At 31.7% G+C, this 24,263-nt stretch carries 18 protein-coding genes; 6 read left to right on the forward strand and 12 right to left on the reverse strand.

Annotation, left to right across the window (positions count from 1 at the left end):
- Positions 1–53 precede the first annotated feature (53 nt).
- From APS56_RS01550 to APS56_RS01565, 4 genes are all read right to left on the reverse strand, one after another.
- Positions 54–743: an LOG family protein gene (locus tag APS56_RS01550; RefSeq protein ID WP_054724118.1), complete on the reverse strand. Its 690-nt coding sequence runs from the start codon at positions 741–743 to the stop codon at positions 54–56.
- 75 nt (positions 744–818) lie between these two features.
- Positions 819–3,650: an excinuclease ABC subunit UvrA gene (uvrA, locus tag APS56_RS01555; RefSeq protein WP_054724120.1), complete on the reverse strand. Its 2,832-nt coding sequence runs from the start codon at positions 3,648–3,650 to the stop codon at positions 819–821.
- Positions 3,651–3,816: 166 nt separating this feature from the next.
- Positions 3,817–5,061 carry an aryl-sulfate sulfotransferase gene (locus APS56_RS01560; protein WP_054724122.1) on the reverse strand — a complete coding sequence of 415 codons (1,245 nt, stop codon included), beginning with the start codon at positions 5,059–5,061 and terminating at the stop codon, positions 3,817–3,819.
- 265 nt (positions 5,062–5,326) lie between these two features.
- Positions 5,327–5,683 carry a hypothetical protein gene (locus tag APS56_RS01565; RefSeq protein WP_054724124.1) on the reverse strand — a complete coding sequence of 119 codons (357 nt, stop codon included), beginning with the start codon at positions 5,681–5,683 and terminating at the stop codon, positions 5,327–5,329.
- A gap of 394 nt (positions 5,684–6,077) precedes the next feature.
- On the opposite strand from APS56_RS01565, the gene APS56_RS01570 reads away from it, so the two are divergent.
- Entirely contained in the window at positions 6,078–6,602 is a 525-nt protein-coding gene (locus APS56_RS01570; protein ID WP_054724126.1) for a DUF8685 domain-containing protein, read from the forward strand.
- Positions 6,603–6,649: 47 nt separating this feature from the next.
- Here APS56_RS01570 and APS56_RS01575 read toward each other — a convergent pair whose 3' ends face one another.
- Both APS56_RS01575 and APS56_RS01580 read right to left on the reverse strand, forming a co-directional pair.
- Complete coding sequence (locus tag APS56_RS01575) at positions 6,650–7,372, reverse strand: hypothetical protein (RefSeq protein WP_054724128.1); 723 nt, start codon at positions 7,370–7,372, stop codon at positions 6,650–6,652.
- Positions 7,373–7,552: 180 nt separating this feature from the next.
- Positions 7,553–8,149: an acyl carrier protein phosphodiesterase gene (locus APS56_RS01580; protein WP_054724131.1), complete on the reverse strand. Its 597-nt coding sequence runs from the start codon at positions 8,147–8,149 to the stop codon at positions 7,553–7,555.
- A gap of 76 nt (positions 8,150–8,225) precedes the next feature.
- On the opposite strand from APS56_RS01580, the gene glmM reads away from it, so the two are divergent.
- Positions 8,226–9,614 (forward strand): phosphoglucosamine mutase, encoded by a 1,389-nt coding sequence (glmM, locus tag APS56_RS01585; RefSeq protein ID WP_054724133.1) that lies wholly within the window; start codon positions 8,226–8,228, stop codon positions 9,612–9,614.
- 36 nt (positions 9,615–9,650) lie between these two features.
- Here the strand turns inward: glmM and APS56_RS01590 are convergent, their stop codons facing one another.
- Complete coding sequence (locus tag APS56_RS01590; protein WP_054724134.1) at positions 9,651–10,535, reverse strand: lysophospholipid acyltransferase family protein; 885 nt, start codon at positions 10,533–10,535, stop codon at positions 9,651–9,653.
- 62 nt (positions 10,536–10,597) lie between these two features.
- On the opposite strand from APS56_RS01590, the gene APS56_RS01595 reads away from it, so the two are divergent.
- From APS56_RS01595 to cmk, 4 genes are all read left to right on the forward strand, one after another.
- Positions 10,598–11,248, forward strand: coding sequence for a rhomboid family intramembrane serine protease (locus tag APS56_RS01595; RefSeq protein ID WP_054724136.1), 651 nt, complete (start codon positions 10,598–10,600; stop codon positions 11,246–11,248).
- Positions 11,249–11,415: 167 nt separating this feature from the next.
- Positions 11,416–13,866, forward strand: coding sequence for an endopeptidase La (gene lon, locus APS56_RS01600; RefSeq protein WP_054724138.1), 2,451 nt, complete (start codon positions 11,416–11,418; stop codon positions 13,864–13,866).
- 123 nt (positions 13,867–13,989) lie between these two features.
- A complete protein-coding gene (gene porQ / locus APS56_RS01605; RefSeq protein WP_054724140.1) occupies positions 13,990–15,009 on the forward strand; it encodes a type IX secretion system protein PorQ in 1,020 nt (339 codons plus the stop codon).
- The gene (gene cmk / locus APS56_RS01610; RefSeq protein ID WP_054724142.1) at positions 15,010–15,705 is read left to right on the forward strand and encodes a (d)CMP kinase; all 696 of its coding nucleotides are present in this window, start codon (positions 15,010–15,012) and stop codon (positions 15,703–15,705) included.
- Positions 15,706–15,798: 93 nt separating this feature from the next.
- On the opposite strand, the gene APS56_RS01615 is transcribed toward cmk, so the two are convergent.
- The 5 genes from APS56_RS01615 to APS56_RS01635 form a co-directional block, all read right to left on the reverse strand.
- On the reverse strand, positions 15,799–16,350 hold the full coding sequence (locus APS56_RS01615; protein WP_054724144.1) for a hypothetical protein: 552 nt from the start codon (positions 16,348–16,350) through the stop codon (positions 15,799–15,801).
- Positions 16,351–16,426: 76 nt separating this feature from the next.
- The gene (locus APS56_RS01620) at positions 16,427–19,027 is read right to left on the reverse strand and encodes a T9SS type A sorting domain-containing protein (protein WP_054724145.1); all 2,601 of its coding nucleotides are present in this window, start codon (positions 19,025–19,027) and stop codon (positions 16,427–16,429) included.
- Between the two features lie 186 nt (positions 19,028–19,213).
- Positions 19,214–20,431: a hypothetical protein gene (locus APS56_RS01625; RefSeq protein WP_054724147.1), complete on the reverse strand. Its 1,218-nt coding sequence runs from the start codon at positions 20,429–20,431 to the stop codon at positions 19,214–19,216.
- A 113-nt stretch (positions 20,432–20,544) separates the two neighbouring features.
- Positions 20,545–21,297 carry a LytR/AlgR family response regulator transcription factor gene (locus APS56_RS01630; protein WP_054724149.1) on the reverse strand — a complete coding sequence of 251 codons (753 nt, stop codon included), beginning with the start codon at positions 21,295–21,297 and terminating at the stop codon, positions 20,545–20,547.
- 3 nt (positions 21,298–21,300) lie between these two features.
- On the reverse strand, positions 21,301–24,234 hold the full coding sequence (locus APS56_RS01635; protein ID WP_236778448.1) for a sensor histidine kinase: 2,934 nt from the start codon (positions 24,232–24,234) through the stop codon (positions 21,301–21,303).
- Positions 24,235–24,263: the final 29 nt, after the last annotated feature.

The following is a 24,263-nucleotide window of genomic DNA, read 5'->3' on the forward strand; positions in this document are numbered from 1 at the left end:
CTAAATAACTGTTTTATTACGTGCTTAGTATAAAGAGTAATTTGATTAGCAACTTAAAAATTAGGACTTAAACCAGATTCTTTATAAAAACTGTCTAAAATATTAATAACATCTTCAGGGGTGTCTACCAAGTGAATTAAGTCTAAATCTTTAGGACTGATGTTTCCAAAATGTTCTAATAAGCTATTTTTAATCCATCCTAATAAGTCTTTCCAGAACTCTGTACCAACTAATATTATAGGGAATTTTTCAATTTTATGAGTTTGTATTAATGTAATGGCTTCAAATAATTCATCTAAGGTTCCAAAACCTCCGGGCATGACAACAAAACCCTGTGAGTATTTAACAAACATAACTTTTCTAACGAAAAAATAATCAAAATCTAAACTCTTATCGGGGTCAATATAAGGGTTGTCATGCTGTTCAAACGGTAAATCAATATTTAAACCAACAGAGGTGCCTCCTCCTAAATGTGCCCCTTTGTTCCCTGCTTCCATAATACCTGGTCCACCTCCTGTTATAACACCATAACCTGCTTCTACTATGTTTTTAGCAATTTTTTCAGCTAAAAGATAATATGGGTTGTCTGGTTTTGTTCTGGCAGATCCAAAAATAGAGACACATGGTCCAATTTTGCTAAGTTTTTCATAGCCGTTTACAAATTCACCCATAATTTTAAAAATAGCCCATGAATCATTTGTTTTAATTTCGTTCCAACCTTTGGGGTGCTGTTCTTTTCTCATTTGTATATCTTTTTTATTTCTGTGAAAGTGGAAATATTTATTGTTTTGTTGTTAAATCTAACTGTAAGTTGCAATTTATTTCAATTCTTTTTTAAGAAATTTTGCTGTATAACTTTTTTTATGTTTGGCTACTTCTTCGGGGGTGCCTTCTACAATTACTTTTCCTCCGCCTTTTCCTCCTTCATAACCAATATCAATAATGTGATCAACGGTTTTAATAACATCTAAGTTATGTTCTATAATTAATATAGTATTGCCTTTATTAGCTAATTTGTTAAGTACAATCATTAATACTCTAATATCTTCAAAATGCAGTCCGGTAGTGGGTTCATCTAAAATGTAAAAAGTGTTTCCTGTATCTCTTTTTGAAAGCTCTGTGGCTAATTTTATGCGTTGCGCTTCACCGCCAGAAAGAGTTGTACTTTGTTGACCAAGAGTGATATATCCTAAGCCTACATCCTTAATGGTTTTAAGCTTTTTATGAATTTTTGGAATGTGTTCAAAGAAATCTACAGCTTCGTTTATTGTCATGTCTAATACATCGCTTATAGACTTTCCTTTGTAACGAATTTCTAATGTTTCACGATTAAAACGTTTTCCTTGACAAGTTTCACATTCTACGTAAACATCCGGAAGGAAATTCATTTCAATAACACGTAAACCTCCACCTTGGCAAGTTTCACAACGTCCACCTTTTACGTTAAAACTAAATCTGCCAGCTTTATAACCACGAATCATAGCTTCAGGTATTTTAGCAAATAAAGCTCTGATTTCACTAAAAGTACCAGTATATGTGGCAGGATTACTTCTTGGTGTTCTTCCAATTGGGGACTGATTGATATCAATCACTTTGTCTATATGTTCCATGCCTTTAATACTTTTATAAGGCATTGGTTTTTTTACGCCATTAAAATAATAAGCATTTAAAATAGGATATAAGGTTTCGTTAATTAGGGTAGATTTTCCACTACCAGAAACACCTGTAACACCAATCATTTTTCCTAAAGGAAATTTTACTGATACATTTTTTAGATTGTTTCCTGTACACCCTTTTAATTCTAAAAACTTACCATTACCCTCTCGGCGTTTTTTGGGGATTTCAATCTCTTTATTTCCATTTAAATAATTGGCAGTAAGCGTATTGTGTGTTTTTAATTCCTTGGGTGTGCCAATACTAATTATTTCGCCGCCATATTTTCCAGCTTTTGGACCAATATCAATCACGTAATCAGCGCGTTCAATCATGTCCTTATCGTGTTCTACAACTATAACAGAATTACCAATATCCCGAAGAGAGATTAAGGAATTTATTAATTTTTCATTATCACGTTGATGTAAACCAATGCTTGGTTCGTCTAAGATATACAAAACACCAACTAATTGAGAGCCAATTTGTGTTGCTAAACGAATACGCTGCGCTTCACCTCCCGAAAGTGATTTTGAACTCCGGTTTAAGGATAAATAATTTAAGCCAACATCTAAAAGAAATTGCAACCTTGATTTAATTTCTTTGATGACTTCTTCGGCAATTTTTAATTGTTTTTCCGATAAATGATTATTCAGGTCACTAAACCAATTAACAAGTTCTACAATATCTGAATTAGCAAGTTCTGCAATGTTTTTACCATTTATTTTAAAATAAAGTGATTCTTTTTTCAATCGTGAACCTTTGCAAACAGGGCAAGTAACTTTATCCATATAATCTTTTGCCCATCGTTTTAAAGAGGTAGATTCCGCTGTTTTATATTGGTTTTCAATAAAATTGGCAACACCTTCAAAATCTATTTTATAATCGCGAGTTACTCCTAAGGTTTTACTTTCAATAGAAAATTTTTCGTTACCTCCATATAAAATCATTTGTTTGGCAGCATCAGGAATATTTTTGTAGGCATCCGTTAATTTAAAATTGTAGCGATGAGCAATGGTTTCAAATTGCTTGAAAATCCAACTGTTTTTCTCTGGTCCATGAGGTGCTAATGCGCCATTTTTAATAGAAAGCGTATCGTCAGGAATGATTTTATTTTCATTCACTTGGTAAAGTGTTCCAATGCCGTTGCAGTTGTTGCAAGCTCCTTTTGGGGAATTAAAAGAAAAATTATTTGGTTCTGGATTTGGATAAGAAATTCCCGAGGTTGGACACATTAAACTTCTACTAAAATATCGTGTGTGGTTTGTGTCTTGATCTAAAACCATTATTACATCTTCACCATGATACATAGCAGTATTAATAGTTTCGGTTAAACGTTTGTCATTTTCGGCAGAATCATCAATTACTAATCTGTCAATAACAATTTCTATATCGTGGGTTTTGTATCTGTCGAGTTTCATACCTTTTTTAAGGTCTTGAATCTCGCCATCTGTTCGTACTTTCACAAAGCCCTGTTTGGCAATTTGCTCAAATAATTCGCGATAATGCCCTTTTCTGGAACGTACAACAGGAGCTAAAATATTGATGCGTTTTCCTTTAAAATCGCTAACAATAAGTTTTTTAATTTGATCATCACTATAGCTTACCATTTTATCGCCTGTATTGTAACTATAAGCATCACTTGCTCTGGCGAATAACAAACGCAAAAAATCATAAATTTCCGTAATGGTACCCACGGTAGAACGTGGTGATTTGCTGGTTGTTTTTTGTTCAATAGCAATAACAGGGGAGAGGCCATCAATTTTGTCAACATCTGGACGTTCTAAACCTCCTAAAAACTGTCTGGCATAGGCTGAAAATGTTTCTATATACCGACGCTGTCCTTCAGCATAAATAGTATCAAAAGCAAGAGAAGATTTTCCACTACCCGATAAACCAGTAATAACTACTAATTTTTCACGAGGAATGGATACATCTATATTTTTTAAATTATGAACACGTGCTCCTTTAACTTCAATAAAATCTTCAAATTGACTCATAATATAGCAAAGCTGCGAAGTTACAATTTTAGTTGTTAATTTTTCGTGAAGTTTATTTGCAATTTACTCTTATAGCAAGATTGTACTGGATAAAAAAAGCCACATTTACAAATGTGGCTTTAAATTAATAACTCTTAATTAAAGAGCAATTTAATATATTAACTTATTAGAGCCCCAAAGCTGTGATTGCAGGTGAATCTGAATTGAATACATATGTACGCCAAATTGTAGCATACTGTGTTTTGTATAACCATTCAATATCCCCTTCAGGGGTTACTTCCCATAAGGTTCCATCTCTGCCTTCTGCTATTAGTGTATTACCATTATCCATTCTTACAGCACTAGAAAGACCAGAGGAGTATAGGTTACTATTTGTGAAAGACCAAACTACATTAGGTTCATTATCTTGACCAGCAATTAATTGATAAGGAGGGGTTAGTTCATATTCAACTACTTCAGATTGATTGGTATACACGCTATTTGCATAAACTAACATATTACCTGTTTCTAATAAATTAGGATAATGTACATTGTTTAGAGTGGAGTCACCAACATTGTCATAGGTTTCAGGGTTACCAAAGCGGTATATAAGATCTCCGCCTAAACCGTAATTACCTCCAGTGTTTCCACTGGCTTCTAATGTGGTTGTACTGTGGTCTAAAACCCAAACTTCACTGTAATTATTCACAGTTAAATAAAGCAAGTCATTATCCTCATCTAAAGTTAACCCGTTAATATGCATAATATCACCATCATTTCTAGTTTGGTAATTATAATTAACATCAATTTTATTAGGATTATCTGCAACAACTCCGTAATTATTTTTTGTATTATCATAATCTTGGATAATATGATCCATTGAATGCCATTCCCAAACAATTTCTTGAGTTAAAGGGTTCATTTCAATAATAGATTCAGGATTAAGATTATAATTAGCAGCAAAACCTTCTTCTCGTGCTTCGGTTATGGATAATTCACTCCAAACAGGAAAAATAATATTTCCGTTTGAAAGGTACTCTACATCGTGATGTGCTGTATAATCGTCTGTAGAATAAGTGATTTCCCAGTCTATTGATTGATCAGCATTAATTTTTTTAAATATGCCGCCGTAGCCACCGTATGTAAAAGAAGCGTTATTGGCTTTTAAACAAACTATTAAGCTACCATCAGACAATAAGTTAATATCATTGCCTAAAGCACCATTTAAATCCCAATTAAAAAGTTCCTCTCCTTCATAATTAATTAAATGCGCTTCATTATTTTGTTGGTCGGCAACCAAAAAATAGGTGTCATCATCATAAATTATTGAATCGTCTTCGGTTATATTTGTGTCATCAGAATTACATGCAGTAAAAACAATTGTTAAAAATAAACTAAATCCTTTAATTAGTTTTTTGTTTGTAATTTTCATAGGCTTTTAAATTAAATGTTTTAATAATTTTAGTATATAAACTTAAGATGCCTATTTTTAAATTAGCTTGTGAAGGAATATGTTAAATAAATGCCAAAAATATATTTTCTACACTTGTATCTCATTTAGAGAGCTGCTTATTAATAATTTTATTATGGGTTTTTAGCTTTGTAACTTACGTTTGTTTTTAATAAAAAAAGCCACATATTATTATGTGGCTTAAGAGTAAAAAGAGCTATTAACTAATAAAATAGAGTGTTTACAATTATATTTTGGATATTTCACCAGATTCAAGTGATTTGTGATAGTCTGCTTTAACCGTTTTTAAAAAGCGAAAAAACTTATCTTTGTTTTTGCTTTCAAGAACCACCTCGGTACTGCCGTCATTTTGTGTATTAACTTTTTTAACAACAACGTGTTTTCCAATAACCCCTTTGTAAGTAGCAATACCGCCTCTTTTTACAATAGTATTTAATTTAGGAAAATCAACGTGTTTGTATGCGTTGTTTGAAGGCGCGTTAATAACCAAAACATCACCAATTTGTGGGGTGTTTTGTGGGTTTGAGTTGTTTGCAAAAGTAAAGCTTGTTGCTAATAGTAATAATAAGCATAATTTTTTCATAGTATTTATTTTAATTTATTGATTAATGTTCGTGAAAATAGAATCTAACTAAATGGCAGTCAAGTGTGTTGTGAGATAATTAACACTTATTGTTTTTAAGTTAAGTTGATTGTTACCCCACGCTGATAAGGGGGGATTTAAAGTAAATACAGTTCTGTTTTTTTTATGCCCCTTTATTTTGAATGTGTGAATATGTTTAATGATGTTTTTAGGTCATATATCCTATTAATGTTGAGGGGTGAGTAGATTTAAACTGTATTTTAACATTAACAAAATTTTGTGATTTTTAAAGTTTAATATTTAATATGTTTTTTTGCTTGTGTGGATAATTTTATATTTTCACCATAGTTAATTTTAGATATTTGATAAATTAATAGGAAAATAAATTTATATCATGAAAATATTAGGTATAGGTTCAAGAATTGAACATTCAGAATTTGGTAAAGGGGTGGTTACTAATGTAACTTCCCAGCATTATTGGGTGACATTTATTGAAAATGGATTGGAAACCATTAATATAGACAGTGAATTTGAAATTATAGAAGCTGCTGATGGTGATGTGGATACTGTCAGTTTTTCAGAGGTAGAAAGTAGCTTGGTTCAAATTTTAAAGAAATGGAGTGATGTTAGTGAAATAGTACCTATTGCTGATAAATATAAAGGAGGTAAATTGATTTTAGAACCAGGAGATACCAGTTTAAAATCGTATGAATTGCCAATTGACACCTTTTTTCATAAAATCACGATGGTTAGAGATCGGTTACGAGTTATGGAGCAACGTATTAATGCGAGTGATTTAGATGAACAAGGCAAAATTGATTTACAACAATACATAACAAGAATTTATGGTAGTTTAACGAGTTTTAATATTTTGTTTAAATCTAAAAGCCACCATTTTATAGGTCAGAAATCTAAATAAGTTTTATTGAGTTCTTAGCTGTTTATGTTTTTAATGGCAATTAGTTTTTATTTAGAGGTATGTATATGATTCATTTCTATACCTAAAAAAAGCATTTTGTGAAACGTAGGTAGTACTGCGCCGCTTTCGGTAGTTGTCCAGTTATTCCAAGTGGCTTCTAAACCACCAATAGGTAAAATTGAGACCCACATTTTAAAACTTTTTGGTTTGTTGTTCTTATCTAATAACCATAAATAAGAATCACCTGGCGTAGAACCACCTTGGGTGTAAGTTATAAGTAGGGCATCATTTCCATTTTCGTCTTTAACCAATGCGCGTTGTACTCCATCATCAAATATTTTATATGGAGCAACTAACCAAAACGAATCATTATTAAAATATTTTATGGCCGTATCTATAAGTTCAGCTGCTTTTTTGCCTTCAGTTTTAAAACTATGTATATATGCTTTACTTTGACTTAAGTTATTTAGGGTTAGTATAACTTTGTAGTCTTTCCAATATACGGAACATATATTTTTGTTTTTTTGCCATTTATAATGATGGCGGTTTTTAAAAGTCCATTCTATATAATTAGTATTATTATAGACTTCAAAATTTAATGCGTCTAACATGTTTTTTGCTAAAATATCAGCTTGTTCACCTTGTATTCCAACTGGGAGTGTTTCATTATATTTGAAGTATACAAAGCCAAATAATAATAAGCTAGGGAGAGTAAAAAAGATAATAACTCCTACTATTATTTTAAATGTTTTTTTTGATTTTTTAGCCATAAAACTAAATTAGATTGGTGCGTGTAGTAGGCTAAATTATTAAATACGATTGGTTTATAGAAAGAAAAACCTTAAAAAACGATAGGCGTAACATCCTCACGATTATCGGTGTTTGGGAGTAGCACTTTACCGAACAAATAGGTGTTCTATCAATTTTCAATGTGATTACTATAAACAGTTTTAAACACTTATTGAAAGTTCTATTAATTTTTGTTTTGAAAAATTAATTAAATCATCAAAAAACGCAGAAAATTCGTTTTCAAATTCTGAATAAAAAGCTTCTAATTCAGTAATAGCTTCATTCATACCAGAACGATTTTTTGTGCGTTGATTCATGCCTACTAAAATTTTAGAAATGCCTTCAATAGTCGCATAGCTGAGGAGCCAATTATCAGCCATCATATAAGGAAGCATTTTTTGAACACGCAGTGGTAATATGTCAAAGTGAATTTTTAAAGATTTATAAAAATTATCTACATAAATATCTAAGGGGATATTACAATACTTACTCCAGTTTTTAGCCAGAAAATGGTCGTATAAAATATCAACAATAACGCCTGAATAATGGCCATATTTTTCATGTAACCGTTTGGTACTTAGTCGTACTGTTTTGTGTGCGTCCGTATATGTATCTATTTGTCTATGCAACAAAATACCAATTTGTATTTGTTTTGAAAATTTACTGTAATTTTTTCCTTTAATACCATCAGCCATAAAATTGCCTATAGTTATTAAATCGTTTTCTCCAGAGAGGTAAATGTGGGCGAGATAATTCATTGGTGTAATTTACGAAATACAATTAAAGAATTATGTTTATGAAATACTATATTTGCTTTTAATTTTAATATGAACTATGACACTAATAAAATCAATTTCTGGAATTAGAGGAACAATTGGCGGAAACGTAGGAGAAAACTTAACACCCATTGATGCGGTTAAATTTGCATCAGCTTATGGTATTTGGTTAAAACAACAACGCGATAAAGACAATCATAAAGTAGTAGTAGGGAGGGATGCCCGGATTTCTGGTGAAATGATTCAGAATCTTGTTATGAATACTTTAGTTGGTTTAGGTATTGATGTGATTGATGCTGGACTTTCTACAACTCCAACAGTAGAAATTGCCGTGCCAATGGAGCATGCCGATGGAGGTATTATATTAACAGCTAGCCATAATCCAAAACAATGGAATGCACTAAAACTTTTAAATGCTAAAGGCGAATTTTTAGATGCTATTGAAGGTGCTAAAATCTTAGATATAGCAGAAAGTGATGCTATGACTTTTGTAGATGTTGATAATTTAGGAAAAATAACTAAAAATCAAGCGTATATAGATTTGCATATAGATGAGGTGTTAAATTTACCATTGGTAAACGCAAAAAACATTGAAAAGGCACGTTTTAAAGTCGTTGTTGATGGTGTAAATTCAACAGGCGGGATAGCCATTCCTTTACTATTAGAACGCTTAGGTGTTGAAGTTATAAAACTTCATTGTGAACCAAACGGACATTTTCCACATAATCCAGAACCGTTAAAAGAGCATTTAGGAGATTTGTCAGATGAGGTAAAAAAGCATAAAGCAAATTTTGGAATTGTAGTAGACCCAGATGTTGATCGTTTGGCATTTATGGATGAGAATGGAGAAATGTTTGGAGAAGAGTATACCTTAGTAGCATGTGCAGATTATGTATTAAGTAAAACACCAGGAAATACTGTAAGTAATATGAGTTCTACAAGAGCCTTGCGTGATATTACCGAAAAACATGGTGGCACTTATGAGGCTAGTGCTGTTGGTGAGGTTAATGTTGTTAAGCTAATGAAAAAAAATAAGGTTGTTATTGGAGGTGAAGGAAATGGAGGTATTATTTATCCAGATTCGCATTATGGACGAGACGCTCTTGTTGGTGTGGCTTTGTTTTTAAGTTTGTTAGCCGAAAAAGATATGTCGGTTAGTGCATTAAGAAAAACGTATCCAAGTTACTTTATGGGTAAAAAGAAAATTCAGCTCACTCCCAATTTAAATGTTGACGCTATTTTAAAAACAATAGAAGAACGTTATCAAAATGAACAATTAACCACTATTGATGGTGTTAAGATTGATTTTTCTGAAAGTTGGGTACATTTACGTAAAAGTAATACAGAACCAATTATTAGAATTTATACTGAGGCAAAATCGCAAGAAGCGGCCAATACATTAGCAGATAAGTTTATTGCGGAAATAGGGTCTATTGCAGGAATTTAAATAAGGTAGATTTTTTTATAATAAAGAGATAAGCGTCTAAATTTTAGGCGCTTTATCTTTGTGTTTCCAGCGTTTGTGTGTCCATAAATAAAATTCAGGAGCTTCATGAATTTGTTCTTCAACTCGCTTTAGTGAATTGTCTGTTATTTCAAAATCATTAAACGCGTTAGGATTTTTAACAATATCCATAAAAGTAGCTTGATAAAAACCACGCTTTACTTTTTTTACTTTAAGGAATAACGTAGCCATATCCAATCGCTTAGCAAGAATTTCTGCACCAACATGAACGGGGGCATTTATACCCATAAATGTTTGCCAATGTATCGCTTTGTCTGCCTTTGGTGATTGATCGAATACAAAGCCATTAAAAGTTAATTCTTTATTTTGTTTAGCTTTTATAAGCGTAGGAAATGTTTCTTTTGTTGTAATTAAATAACTATCATATTTAGCTCTAATTCGTTTTACTAAAGCATCAAAATATTTATTACTTAATTTTTTGTAAACCGCATAACCCTTATGGTTTATTTGTTTTTGTAAAATAAATATCCATTCCCAACTGGCATAATGCCCCATTAACAAAATAATACTTTTGTTTTCTTTTTCAAGTTTATGAATTTCTTCAACATTGGTAAAAATATATCGTTTTTTCATTTCAGTTTCAGAAATGGTAATAGATTTAACGGCTTCAAGAATCATATCACATAAGTGATGATAGAATTTTTTACTAATAACAGTAATTTCTTTTTCAGTTTTTTCTGGGAATACAAGGTTTAAGTTATTGGTTACTACTTTTTTTCTATAACCAATAATATAATAGACGAGTAGGTATGTTACGTCAGAAATTAGATATAGCAATTTAAATGGCAATATAGAAATAAGCCATAATAATGGATAAATAATAATATATATTAGAAATTGCATGAATTAACTTTAAATTTGCAATCGCAAATATATATTAAATTTGATTTTAAACTTTGTAAAGTATGGTTAACTTAAGTATCATTACTATAATAATTATTGCAGCTAACGTTATTATTTCCTATAAAGGGTTTGGTGATTTTGGTTTTTTTGAAAAATATAAATTCCAAATTGGTTCTATTCAACGAGGTGAAAAAATCAGATTGTTTAGTGCTGGTTTTTTACATGTTGATACGCAGCACTTACTTTTTAATATGCTTACACTATACTTTTTTGCAGGTACAGTGTTAGCGTATCTGGGTACTATGGGCTTTTTAGTTGTTTATTTTGTAAGCTTGGTTTTTGGCAATTTATTATCACTATATTTTCATAAAAACGAATATCAATATAGTGCCGTTGGCGCAAGTGGTGCAGTTGTAGGTGTTTTGTATTCAGCAATTTTATTACAGCCGGGTATGAATTTGTATTTGTTTTTTATCCCCATTCCAATTCCTGCCTATTTGTTTGGTATTGGTTATTTATTATACTCTATTTATGGTATGAAAAATAGAATAGGAAATATTGGTCACGATGCTCATTTTGGTGGTGCTATTGGTGGCTATGTTATTACTTTATTACTTTATCCTATGTTATTTTCAACCAATTTACTCATGGTTGGTTTGTTAGCAATTCCTATTGTATTATTATTTGTTTTGAAGAAAACCGGTAAGATTTAAGAATCCTAAATCCAGAATTAAGAATTGGCATGGCTATTGAATTTATAAATAGACGGTACACTTTGCTATGTTGTTAAATATTTGTTTTTCAGTTGTTTAGTGTTTTTTGTAAAAAATAAAATAAATGTTTAATCTTGTTTTTATGACAGATTGACTTAAATAAATATATGAAGAAATCTAATTTTATCACCCTTGACAGTTTGTCATTACAGGAATTTGATGAAAACTCAGAATTAATTCCATTAATGACACCAGAGGACGAAGAAGAAATCAATAAAGAAGACTTGCCAGAAACCTTACCTATTTTGTCGTTGAGAAATACGGTGCTTTTTCCTGGAGTGGTTATTCCTATTACGGCAGGTAGAGATAAGTCTATCAAACTAATTAATGATGCTAATAAAGGTAGTAAAGTAATTGGTGTTGTAGCTCAAAAAGATGAGTCTATTGAAAATCCCACGGCTAAAGAAATCCATGAAACAGGTACGGTAGCAAAAATATTACGTGTGCTTAAAATGCCAGATGGTAATGTAACCGTTATTATTCAAGGGAAAAAACGCTTTAAAGTTGCTGAGGTTATTACTGAGGATCCGTATATGAATGCCACGGTAAGAGAAATACCTGAAGCGAGACCAGCTTTAAAAAACAAGGAGTTTATGGCTATTATTGAATCCATAAAAGATTTGGCTCTTGAAATTATTAAGGAAAGCCCAAACATTCCCAGTGAAGCATCATTTGCTATAAAAAACATTGAAAGCAGTTCTTTTTTAATAAATTTTGTGTCGTCAAACATGAATCTTTCAGTACCTGAAAAACAGGTGCTTTTAGAAATGGACGATCTTAAAAAACGTGCTTTGGCTACTTTGAAATTTATGAATATTGAGTTTCAGAAGTTAGAACTTAAGAATGATATCCAGTCTAAAGTTCAAATGGATATGAGCCAACAGCAACGCGAGTATTTCTTGCATCAGCAAATGAAAACCATTCAAGAAGAATTGGGAGGTGTTAGCCATGATGAGGAAATTGATGAAATGAAGGCTAAAGCCAGTGAAAAAAAATGGGATGAAAAGGTGGCAAAGCATTTTGAAAAAGAAATTGCAAAAATGCAGCGGATGAATCCACAAGTGGCAGAATATTCCATTCAGCGAAATTATTTGGAGTTATTTTTAGATTTGCCTTGGAATGAGTTTAGTAAGGATAAGTTTGATTTAAAGCGCGCTATGAAAATCCTTGACAGAGACCATTTTGGTTTAGAGGATGTAAAGCGAAGAATTATTGAATATTTGGCGGTTTTAAAATTGCGAAACGATATGAAATCTCCTATTTTGTGTTTATATGGCCCCCCGGGAGTTGGTAAAACATCTTTAGGAAAATCTATAGCAGAAGCTTTAGGACGCGAATATGTACGGATTTCTTTAGGAGGCTTGCGCGATGAAGCTGAAATTAGAGGTCATCGTAAGACATATATTGGAGCTATGCCTGGACGAATCATTCAAAGTTTGAAAAAAGCGGGTACTTCAAACCCGGTTTTTGTATTGGATGAAATTGATAAATTGTCAAATTCACATCAAGGCGATCCATCATCAGCCATGTTAGAGGTGTTAGATCCAGAGCAAAACAGTGAGTTTTATGATAACTTTTTGGAATTGGGGTATGATCTTTCTAAAGTGATGTTTATTGCAACTTCAAATAGCTTATCAACCATTCAACCTGCATTACGCGATAGAATGGAAATTATCAATGTTACGGGGTACACCATAGAAGAGAAAGTTGAAATTGCTAAAAGACATTTACTTCCAAAACAATTAAAAGAACATGGATTAACTGATCAGCATTTAAAAATAGGCAAACCTCAATTAGAAAAAATAGTAGAAGGTTATACACGTGAATCTGGTGTTCGTGGTTTAGAAAAGCAAATTGCAAAGATGGTGCGGTATGCAGCTAAAAATATTGCCATGGAAGATGAATATAATATTAAAGTGTCAAACGAAGATATTATAGAGGTTTTAGGAGGTCCAAAATTAGAACGTGACAAATATGAAAATAATAATGTGGCAGGTGTTGTTACTGGATTAGCTTGGACAAGTGTTGGTGGTGATATTTTGTTTATAGAATCTATTTTATCAAAAGGAAAAGGGAGTCTTTCAATAACAGGGAATTTAGGTAAAGTTATGAAAGAATCCGCTACTATAGCAATGGAGTATATTAAATCTAATGCAGACGAGTTTGGAATAGATACAGCTATTTTCGATAAATATAATGTTCATATTCACGTACCAGAAGGTGCAACTCCAAAAGATGGACCAAGCGCGGGTGTTACCATGCTAACTTCATTAATATCCTTATTTACTCAACGAAAAGTAAAGAAGAGCATAGCAATGACAGGAGAAATAACGTTGCGTGGAAAAGTACTTCCTGTAGGAGGCATTAAAGAAAAAATATTAGCTGCAAAACGAGCAAGAATTAAAGAAATTTTGCTTTGCGAAGAAAATAGACGTGATATAGAAGAAATAAAACCAGAATATTTAAAAGGTCTAACCTTTCATTATGTCACAGATATGAGTGATGTTATTAAATTAGCACTTACAAATCAGAAAGTTACTAACCCAAAGAAGCTTTAAAATGTTTAATTTGAAAAACCTCGAGTTATTTCGAGGTTTTTTTTTAGGCATCTATTTTTTTAATTAAAATAAAAGACACATGCTAACGTTTAAAGATAGATTTACTTACTTTGTATTGTAAATATGCTAAAGAAAATAATTGCATCTTTTTATTTTATAATCTGTTTTTCATCCTACGCTCAGTTGGGTGGCGAATCTACTTATCAATTTCTCAATTTAGTATCATCACCCAGACAAGCAGCTCTTGGCGGAAAGGTGTTAACAAATGTTGATTATGATGTGACACAAGGTTTATTCAATCCTGCAACAATAAATGTAGAGATGGATAATCAATTGGCATTAAATTATACGAGTTATTTAGGGGGAATTAGTTACGGGACTGCAGCTTATGCCTATACTTTGGATAGACGTACCCAAACCTTTCATGGTGGAATTACGTATATTAATTATGGTAGTTTTGATGGTTATGATGAGTCTGGAAACAGTACCGGTACATTTACGGGAAGTGAAACAGCATTATCTTTAGGGTATGCTTTGCAAATAGGACGTTCTGATTTTTATTTTGGTGGAAATTTAAAACTCATTACTTCAAAACTGGAACAATATAGTTCTTTTGGTGCTGCGGTAGATTTAGGTTTGTTATATATAGATGAAAACATTGATTTTAATGCTGCTTTAGTTGTTAGAAATTTTGGAACTCAAATAACCACCTATGCGGGTTTAAATGAGCCTTTACCTTTTGAACTTGATTTTGGAATGTCTCAAACATTAGAAAATGTACCCATTCGCTGGCATGTAACTTTCGAAAACTTACAGAAATGGCCTATTGCTACTTCAAATCCTGCAAGAGCAACTAGTGATTTAAGTGGTAACCAAACTGAAGAAAAAATCGGGTTTTTAGGTCAGGTTATTAGGCATACCATTCTTGGGGCAGAATTGTTTCCGGAAGGTGGATTTAATATTCGATTGGCTTATAACTTTAGAAGAGGTGAGGAACTTCGTATTTTAGAACAACGAAACTTTTCAGGTCTGTCAGCAGGTTTTTCAATAAAATTGAATAAAATGCGATTTAGTTATGCGCACGCTAAATATTCTAGTGCTGCTAATGCTAATTTCTTTGGATTACAAATAGATTTACAATAAATGAGTAATAAAATTACAATTGCCATAGATGGGCATTCTTCTACAGGAAAAAGCACCATAGCAAAACAAATAGCAAACAAATTAGGTTATGTATATGTAGATTCTGGAGCTATGTATAGAGCTGTAACTTTATACGCTATGAAACAAGGCTTAATTAATGAAGACGATTTTAATATTGAAGCGCTTATTGATCAATTAAATAAGATTGATATTAGTTTTAAATTTAATGAAAACTTGGGATTTGCAGAGGTTTATTTGAATGATGAAAATGTAGAAAAAGCCATTAGAACTTTAGAAGTTTCAGGATTTGTTAGTAAAGTAGCAGCAGTATCTGAAGTACGAAAAAAACTAGTAGCTATACAGCAACAAATAGGAAATGATAAAGGTGTGGTTATGGATGGCAGGGATATTGGCACCGTAGTTTTTCCTGATGCTGAACTTAAAATATTTATGACAGCCTCAGCCGAAACAAGAGCAGAAAGACGTTATAAAGAGTTAATAGATAGGGGAGATGATGTTATCTATGAAAATGTTTTAAAAAATGTTCAGGAGCGAGATTATTTAGATTCTACACGAAAAGATTCTCCCTTAATAAAAGCAGACGATGCTATAGAAATTGATAATTCTAATTTATCATTACAAGAACAACATGATAAGGTATTGGGGTTAGTAACTAAAATGATAAAATTAAATTAATTAGTCTCACCATAATAGTGAGTCTTTTTTTATTCATAAAAAAAGGCTCATCACTAATGGATGAACCTTAATATTATAGTTTTTTAGAAAAACCTATTCATCACCTGAAGTCAGATATAAATAAGAGCCTTCAAAACCTCCTGTTATGTCTTTACCGTCTGCTCGGGTTAAGCTAAATGATAAACTAATAGAATCTACAGTGTAATCTATAACTGTAATACTACCATCAACTACTCTTAAGTCCGAAGTTCCATCACCTAAATAAAATTGACTCACACCATTTTCAAACTCAGCACCAATAAAATCACCATCAACAACAAACTCTAAACTTGAAATTTCTGATAGGTTGTAAGTTCTATTAGGTGTAAGATCCAACGCATTAATTCGAGCCGAAAACAAATCCACATTATTGATTGTCGTCCCATTAATAGCAGCTGTTATTTCTGCCTCAGTTTTATTGCTTACACTTAAATATACATACTGACCTATTGAAGCAGGTTCTACAATGGCTGTTTTCATTTCATAAACCGATGCTCCTACTGTAATATTGTTTTCGTTGTTGGTACCTGAATTATCATCATCAGAAGAACAAGACACACTTAAAATAACTAAGATTGCGAATGCAAAACGTTTTATATGTTTCATAGATATGACATTTTAAAAGTTAGAAAAGGCCCACCTCTTACAATGGGCCATTTGATATAGATTCTAAAATATGGACTTATTTTTTAAGGAATTTTTGAGTTGTAGTATTGATATTTGTTTGTATTTGCACCATATATAAACCGCTTGGTAACTGAGATACATCAACACCGTTTGCTAGTGCATTTGTTTGCTTTACCAATTGACCATTGATATTGTAAATAACAAGACGTTCTACTTGTGCCGTTGTACTAATAAACAATTTGTCGCTTGCTGGATTTGGGTATAGTTTTACTGAATTTGTATTTAAAGATACATCATCAATTCCTAATGTTGAATTGTATTCATAAGCTCCTAAATCTATTGTAGTATTTATAATTCTTTCATTACCAGATAGGTCTAAATCACCAAATAAAGCGACATCATAAAGTGAATTATCTCCTTGGTCTATGATATAATTTGAAGCAGATGTTGGTTTGTATTCTGCATCTAAATTTAAATTATCAGTAGCCGGATCTAACGTGGTTAGGTCAGTCGTTGAAAACGTTCCGTAAGTTCCAGCATTTGAAGGTACTGCTGCAATGGTATTTTTAATAAACACATCGTAATAACGTTCCGCACCATAAGAAATATCTCTAGTTGCTGCTGCTCCATTAACAGTATTCTCCCAAAAAATAGAATTATTAACATTTAGGTTGACACTTCCATTACCTGATGCAGTAATAGAATTACCATAAGTACCGTTATAATCGTTATTAACAAACGTACTATTGTTAATTACAACATCTAAAGTGTTTCCGTTATTCCAATCTGATCTGTAAATATCTAAGGCCGCAACATTAATATCGTTATCTGCCACTAAAACGTTTGCCCAACGTGTAAAAATATAACCGTTTGTACTATCAGATTGCACATAAACCAATCCTTTATTAACAATTGTATTATTTACAAACTTGGTATTTTCAATAAGTAATCCTCCGTTTAATGTTCTAATTTTAAGCAAATAATCATTAGAATAATTATTTCGTATTACCGAATTTTTAATTTTTAAGTTATTAATACTTGAACTATTAGGAATAAAGATTACGCCGTTTTCTTCAACACCACCAGATGTAGATGTATCGTAAATATTTTCAAAAATAATCCCATCAAAAGTCACATCACTAGCTGTTACTTCAAATAAACGCTCCGCATTATCTGTTTTGTTTGAAGAAAAATCACCTGAAATATCATCACCATTAATATCACCTGTAAAAATGGTTGCATTTATAGTATGAATAGCAGTTAAGTCTCTATCAACTAAAGTAGATTCAGTTCCTGCAAAACCTCCAATAATATCTACTTCGTTTGTACTAACAGCTATTGGCGTATTTTTATCTGCTAATGTATATGTTCCTTTTGCGACCCATACAGCATCATTTAAATTGGTAAGTGCTAAAGCGTCTGTTACGTTTGTAAAAGCATCTGTCCATGAGCTACCATCGTTTGCGCCTGTTGCATTTGCATCTACATAATAAACTGCTGGTATACAATTTTCGCTATAACTTGTTTGATTATCTTTAGTCCAACCTGCAACATACTGACCGCTGTTTGCTGGTGGCGAAAAGCCTGCATCAACTTGAATACAAGTTAAACTTGGATTACCATAAGCTTTCATCCAGTTTATATTGCTGTTATTACCATTAGCTATATTTAATTGGTATAAAACACCGTTGTTATGACATTGTATGTCTGTAATCTGCGTATTGGCACTAATATCTAAAGTTTCAATTTGATTATCAGCACAATGCAAACGTGTTAATGATAAGTTGTTACTAACATCTATAGTCGTTAAATTATTTGTGTAACAATCTAAACGCGTTAAATTAGTAAAAGCTTCAATACCTGTTAAATCTGAAATTGACAAACCATTGATAAATAGCTCTGTTGTAGCTTGTGCTTCAGCCACAGAGATTTCAGTATCACCATTTAAATTGATACTATTATTGTTTACTAAATAACTTTTAAAATTAGCATCTGGAATGTTTACTATTTGATTTAACGCAACACAGTCTTCACTATAAATTGCAGAGCTACCTTTGGTCCAACCTTGGCTGTATATTCCTTCATCTGCTGGTGGTGTAAAACCAGCATCTATTTGAATACATGATAAACTATTACCATAGGCTTTCATCCAGTTAATGTTACTGTTATTACCATTGGCAATGTTTAACTCACTTAAAACGCCATTATTATGACATTGAATATCTGTAATTAGTGTATTAGCGCTAATATCTAAGGTTTCAATTTGGTTATCAGAACAGTGTAAACGTGTTAATGCTAAATTATTACTAACATCTAATGACGTTAAATTATTGCTATAGCAATCTAAACGCGTTAATGCCAAATTATTACTAACATCTAAAGACGTTAAATTATTATTGTAACAATCTAATCGTGTAATGTTTATAAATTTTTCTATCCCTGTTAAGTCTGAAATTGACAAACCATTAATTAATAATTCACCTGAAAAAGCCTGTGCTTCAGTAACTGATATTTCAGAGTCACCATTTGTATTAATAGCTGGATTTCCAACAAGATATGCTTTAAAATTAGCATCGGGAATATTTACATTTTGTGCATGTATGCTATACGATGCAGTCGCTATTAAAAAGGTTAAAAAGAGTAAAGTTTTTTTCATTGTAATTGAGATTAATATTCAACAACAAAATAACTTCACTTTTAAAGGTTTTCAATTTGCTTTTTTCTGAATAGGTCTAATTTCTTTCTGAATAAATAATAAAGATTAATCTTATACTTTAAACAAATAAAAAAGCCTGCTTAAAAAAGCAGACTTTAAAAACTTTAGGTTAATAGCGTATATTCATTATTCGCAGTTCATTTTTTGTCCGTAAGGCATTTGTCCGTGAATAATTCCGCCAAATTGTGAACTACCATAACCACTACCATTGTACTGTTGCTTGATTAAAAAACCTTGTAAATAGCAGTCGTTATTTTTATTTTTTTCTGTGAATGCGCCTTTAATCCAACGGTATAAAATACGACCTGTGTATTTGTTTTTTACAATACTCCAGTCGTTAGATTCTATATTTAACTTTAGAAGTTTTGCACCATCTTTTGCAATGGTTTTAGATACATTTTCTTTAGCAAAACTCACTAATGAAGCATTACTATTCATGCTACCTGCTTTTGGCATTTTTATAGCATCCATAGTTGATTTTGCAGCAGCATCATAATTGGCTTTTAACGTCGCTTCAAATTCTTTTACAATTGGTTTGGCTCTTTCTAACCAATCTAAATGAAATTGTTGCTCACCTTTACCAATCACATTTAGAATGGTAATATCATCTTGAATCATGTATGATGGTACATTAAATGCATGTCCGCCTTGGTGTGATGCGGCATAAATAACAAAAACATCGTCTGCAATTAACATTCCTCTTACTAAAATTGGCATACCTGTACCAAGTTCTAAAGTTTGCGATCGGTCTGCACCTACTTTAGTTGTAAACATTCCTGAAACCAACTCGTAACCAACATAACCTTCTGGTGACATAGCTACCAGTTCTGGTGTTGTTAAAAAGCGTAACCATGCATAATCTGGATCTTGTGCAGGCAACAAGTCTACATTATCGCCCATGTCTGTCATTTGGCGCCTTATTTTTACGCGATCAACATCAACTGCACTCATACCTTTGGTCATAGCAAACGGGTACGACATGTATAAAAAATCATCACTTACTGTATTAGCTGATTTTGGCTTATTAGCGTCTGCTTCTTGTTGCTTTTTCTCAAGATATTTTTGATAGTATAAATCTTGCTTCGCTTGGTCGTTTGGATACTTTTTAGCTAATTCTGCTTTAAATTCTTCATCGGTATATTCGGTTTTTGACGAACTTTCAGTTGAAGAACTGCCAACCATTCCTGAAGCGTGTTCCGATTTTGAAGATGAACTGCTCGTTTCTTTTTTATCTAATTTCTTCTCTACTGCTGCTTTTGCTTTCTTTTTAAGCATGTTACCAAATTGGGCATGAGAGACGTTGTAGCATAATGCCAAAACGAATAATAAAACTATTTTTTTCATAAGAATTGTGTTTAATAGACTTCAAAATAAAGTCCTTAACCACTATTCTTAATTTGGTTTTTTCTAAAATTGAGGTTTTTTTTTCTGAAGGAATTTCAGAAATTTCAAATAAATCACATGAACGTTTCCTTAATCACTTCAAGAAACTGATCGCGTTTAGATTTTGAAATTGGGATGCGCTTTTGATTGTTCATTAATAAATAATCGCCATCGTCTTTAACCAATTCATCAACATATTTTAAGTTGATTAAATACGAACGATGACATTTAAAAAACATCGCATTGCGTTCTAATTGCTCAACAAAATGCTTCAATGGTTTGCAAATGGTTTTTTGTTTGCGATCAATAAGTTGTACGTTGGTGTACATACCATCAGCTTCAAAATATACAATATCATTGTGTGAGGCGAACATGATGCCTTTAGGAATTTCTAAAGCAATTTTGTCCATTGAGAGTTGCCTTAACGAGTCTCGTAACTTGTTTAATTGGTCATTTAAATTGTTGGCTTTTATGGCTTCTTCAGCTTTTAAAACAGCTTCTTTTAACTCGGTTGTGTCCACTGGTTTTAACAAATAATCTACAGCCGACAGTTTGAAAGCTTCAATCGCGTATTGATTGTATGCCGTCACGAAAATGATTTTAAAATCTATCTGGTTTGGAAAATATTCTAAAATGTCTAATCCAGACTGATTTGGCATTTCAATATCTAAAAAAACAACGTCTGGTTTACTGGTTTTAATCAAATCTACACCAGATGCTAAATCTTGCGCTTCTTCAATGCTAGTAATACTTGCGCAATGTTCGGTTAGCAGGTTGGATAGTAAATGTCTGGCGTGTTTTTCATCGTCTATAATTATCGCTTTCATATTTTAATGTATTGGCATGGTGATGACCACTTTTGTACCTGCAGCTTCGTTATTTTTGTCATACAAATCGTTGGTAGTAATGGTTATATCACGTTTTAATTTGTTTTTATAAAGGTGTACACGTTCTTTGTTTGCTTTGGTAGCAAAGGGTTTGTGTTGTTGGTTTGGTCGTTTTAATTTTTCGGAGTGTGCACGACCAATTCCGTTATCTTCAACCGTAATTTGTAATTTATTTTGCTGAATTATTTTAGCTTCAATATGTAATTTTCGGTCGTTTAATTTGTGTAGTAATCCGTGTTTAAGTGCATTTTCAACATAGGGTTGAATGAATAATGACGGTACTTTTATTTGATTTGTATTTAACAGATTATCAATAGAAATTTGGTATTCCAATTCATCTTCAAAACGAACTTTTTCTAATTCTAGATACAGTTTTAAAGCGTTTAATTCTTCTGCTAATGTAATTTCGTTTTGCTGGCTGTAATCTAAATAGATTCTAATTAATCGGCTAAACTTCACTAAATACGAGCTTGCCAATTCTTTTTCGTTCGAAATAATGTAATCTTGAATAGAATTTAAAGCATTGAAAATAAAATGCGGATTCATTTGCGAACGCAGATTTTCTAATCTTAAATTAGTTATTTTTTTATCTATTAAAATTTTATCAATTTCAGCAATGCGTTGTGCTTCTTTTTGTTGTAATCTCCATCTAAAATACAACCAAAACACCCCAATAATAGATGTTAAAACCAAACCGTAAAACCAATAGGTTTCCCAGAATGGTTTTGTTATTATAAAAGTAATTGGTGTAGCAAAAACAGGTGTTTTAGCACTGATGTTTTTAGCTTTAAGTTCAAAAGTATATGTGCCACTAGATAGACTATTAAAATTGACAAAGTGTGTGTGTAAAGGGATGTTTTTCCAGCTTGTATCAATCTGCTTTACACGGTATTGATATTTAACATGTTGGTTAGATTGAAACCCGTTAGAGTTGAATGAAACACCAATTTTATTAAGGTTGTATGGTAATTTGTAATTGGCTTGTAATAAGGTGTCTAAGTCATTAATGCTTACCGCTTCTATTTTTATTTTGGATGTTTTAAAAGCCTTGAATAACCCCTTGTTTTTTTGGAGTATATAAAATGCTTTGGGAAAAATTAATACAATAAAATCTTTAAGGATTAGAAAATCATTTATAGTAGTGTTTAGTCCGTCTTGATCGCTTAAAAATTTTAAATTATGGTCTTTTGTATGGTAGCGATATAAGCCTTTGTTGGTAGAAACCCATAAAAAAACACTATCCGATTTTAAAGTGTTTATCTCTAAAGGTTTTGGAAGTGAGATTACCGATTTTGAAAGTGTATTATTTTCAAATTTTAATAAACCATTGTGTTGTGTTGACATCCAGATTGTATTTTCCGTTTTGGCAATGGCATCAACTATTAAACTGTTTTGGTTTAGTTTTAACTCTAATGCAGTATATGTGTTTAAATCGTATTTAAAAACACCATTAATATAGGAAACAAAAAGTTTATTATTATTTACTATAGAGGCTTTTACACGATTAGAACTAATTACTTTTTTTTCTGATAGTGAAAATGGATTTTTATAAACGATACCTTCTTTATAATTTCCATAAAACAAGGTGTTCTTGTTTATTTTTGAAAAAGTTTTAGCTACCGCAAATTTGTTTTTTGCATCTATAATTTTATTGGTTTTTAAGTCCATTACAAATGATTCTGATGCATTGATGCTAATTATTAACAGTTGTTTTTCAATATCGTGAAATAAATTCCCTATAATTTTTTTTCCTGGTAATTGTAATGTTTTAATATGATTGGAGTGGTTGTAGAATAAAAGTTTGCCATCATTTGTGGCTAATACAAATTGATTGTTGGATAATGCGCAAGAGGTTGTGACTTTAGATTTTATGGCTTCTAACTCTATACGTCTGATGTTTAAATTTGGAGATACAAAAACGCCATGATCTAAGGTTGTAAACCAATAATTATTGTTGAAATCTAATTCAACATCAGTAATAGATTCGGTTTGAAATAGCTGTTCTTTAAAGATGAAGGCTCCATTTTTAAAATCATAAACAAATATACCAGAAGTGGTTAAAAACCAATAGGTGTCTCCAAAACTTAAAAGATTATAAATAGTTTCTTCTTTTATCTGTTTAGGGGTGGCTAACTTTTTAGCTGTGTTATTAGCCTTATTTATAAAGTAAATAATATTTTCAGAATCGCTTTTGTAGGTTAAGAATATGGCATTTTTAAAAGCAAATAATAGTGGTGATTGTATGAGTTTAGAATTTTTAATTTCTAATATTGGAATCGTTTTTGTTCCCTCCAATTTATAAACCTGGTGTCGTTTTGTATCGCTTTCTATATCAGTAGTAAAAGCATAATTGGTTGAAGCATAGTTTGCACTGCTAAAACAAAAGCCGTTAAAAATTTTAGTGGTTTTTTTAGTGGTTCGGTGTATGTCATAAATGCCTGTTGTGGTAAATAATCGAATGTTATTTTCTGAAATTGCAAAAGGAGACAGTTGACCTTTTACTAAATGACTGGCATCAAAAAACAGGTTTAATTTATTGTTTTTTATGTAAAAAAGTTGTCCAGAAATATTGTTGCACCACAGTATTCCGTTACTGTCTAAACTTAATTGAAATAAAGAGTTACCTTTTTGATTAGGGTGACTAAATCGTTGGTATGTTTTACCGTCATAGCGGTACAAGCCTTTGTTTGCAGCTAACCAAATGTAATTTTCATGATCTTCCAAAACGTCATAAAATTCAACATCAGGTAGATTGGACACATCCGCCATATGTTTAAAAACAGGGTTTTGGGCAGCTACTAATTCTAATAGAAAAAGAGGTATTACAAATAAGATATTTTTAAAAATAAGTTGCATATACATTGAAAAAACAAACATAATATATATTTATAAAATCAAATTTTGAT

Origin of the sequence: Pseudalgibacter alginicilyticus (assembly GCF_001310225.1) — a bacterium.
GTDB classification, from domain to species: domain Bacteria; phylum Bacteroidota; class Bacteroidia; order Flavobacteriales; family Flavobacteriaceae; genus Pseudalgibacter; species Pseudalgibacter alginicilyticus.

Excerpts from the sequence above, each read along its gene's own strand:
- APS56_RS01550 (WP_054724118.1), bottom strand. The coding sequence starts at position 743 with ATGAGAAAAGAACAGCACCCCAAAGGTTGGAACGAAATTAAAACAAAT.
- uvrA (WP_054724120.1), bottom strand. The coding sequence starts at position 3,650 with ATGAGTCAATTTGAAGATTTTATTGAAGTTAAAGGAGCACGTGTTCAT.
- APS56_RS01560 (WP_054724122.1), bottom strand. The coding sequence starts at position 5,061 with ATGAAAATTACAAACAAAAAACTAATTAAAGGATTTAGTTTATTTTTA.
- APS56_RS01565 (WP_054724124.1), bottom strand. The coding sequence starts at position 5,683 with ATGAAAAAATTATGCTTATTATTACTATTAGCAACAAGCTTTACTTTT.
- APS56_RS01570 (WP_054724126.1), top strand. The coding sequence starts at position 6,078 with ATGAAAATATTAGGTATAGGTTCAAGAATTGAACATTCAGAATTTGGT.
- APS56_RS01575 (WP_054724128.1), bottom strand. The coding sequence starts at position 7,372 with ATGGCTAAAAAATCAAAAAAAACATTTAAAATAATAGTAGGAGTTATT.
- APS56_RS01580 (WP_054724131.1), bottom strand. The coding sequence starts at position 8,149 with ATGAATTATCTCGCCCACATTTACCTCTCTGGAGAAAACGATTTAATA.
- glmM (WP_054724133.1), top strand. The coding sequence starts at position 8,226 with ATGACACTAATAAAATCAATTTCTGGAATTAGAGGAACAATTGGCGGA.
- APS56_RS01590 (WP_054724134.1), bottom strand. The coding sequence starts at position 10,535 with ATGCAATTTCTAATATATATTATTATTTATCCATTATTATGGCTTATT.
- APS56_RS01595 (WP_054724136.1), top strand. The coding sequence starts at position 10,598 with ATGGTTAACTTAAGTATCATTACTATAATAATTATTGCAGCTAACGTT.
- lon (WP_054724138.1), top strand. The coding sequence starts at position 11,416 with ATGAAGAAATCTAATTTTATCACCCTTGACAGTTTGTCATTACAGGAA.
- porQ (WP_054724140.1), top strand. The coding sequence starts at position 13,990 with ATGCTAAAGAAAATAATTGCATCTTTTTATTTTATAATCTGTTTTTCA.
- cmk (WP_054724142.1), top strand. The coding sequence starts at position 15,010 with ATGAGTAATAAAATTACAATTGCCATAGATGGGCATTCTTCTACAGGA.
- APS56_RS01615 (WP_054724144.1), bottom strand. The coding sequence starts at position 16,350 with ATGAAACATATAAAACGTTTTGCATTCGCAATCTTAGTTATTTTAAGT.
- APS56_RS01620 (WP_054724145.1), bottom strand. The coding sequence starts at position 19,027 with ATGAAAAAAACTTTACTCTTTTTAACCTTTTTAATAGCGACTGCATCG.
- APS56_RS01625 (WP_054724147.1), bottom strand. The coding sequence starts at position 20,431 with ATGAAAAAAATAGTTTTATTATTCGTTTTGGCATTATGCTACAACGTC.
- APS56_RS01630 (WP_054724149.1), bottom strand. The coding sequence starts at position 21,297 with ATGAAAGCGATAATTATAGACGATGAAAAACACGCCAGACATTTACTA.
- APS56_RS01635 (WP_236778448.1), bottom strand. The coding sequence starts at position 24,234 with ATGTTTGTTTTTTCAATGTATATGCAACTTATTTTTAAAAATATCTTA.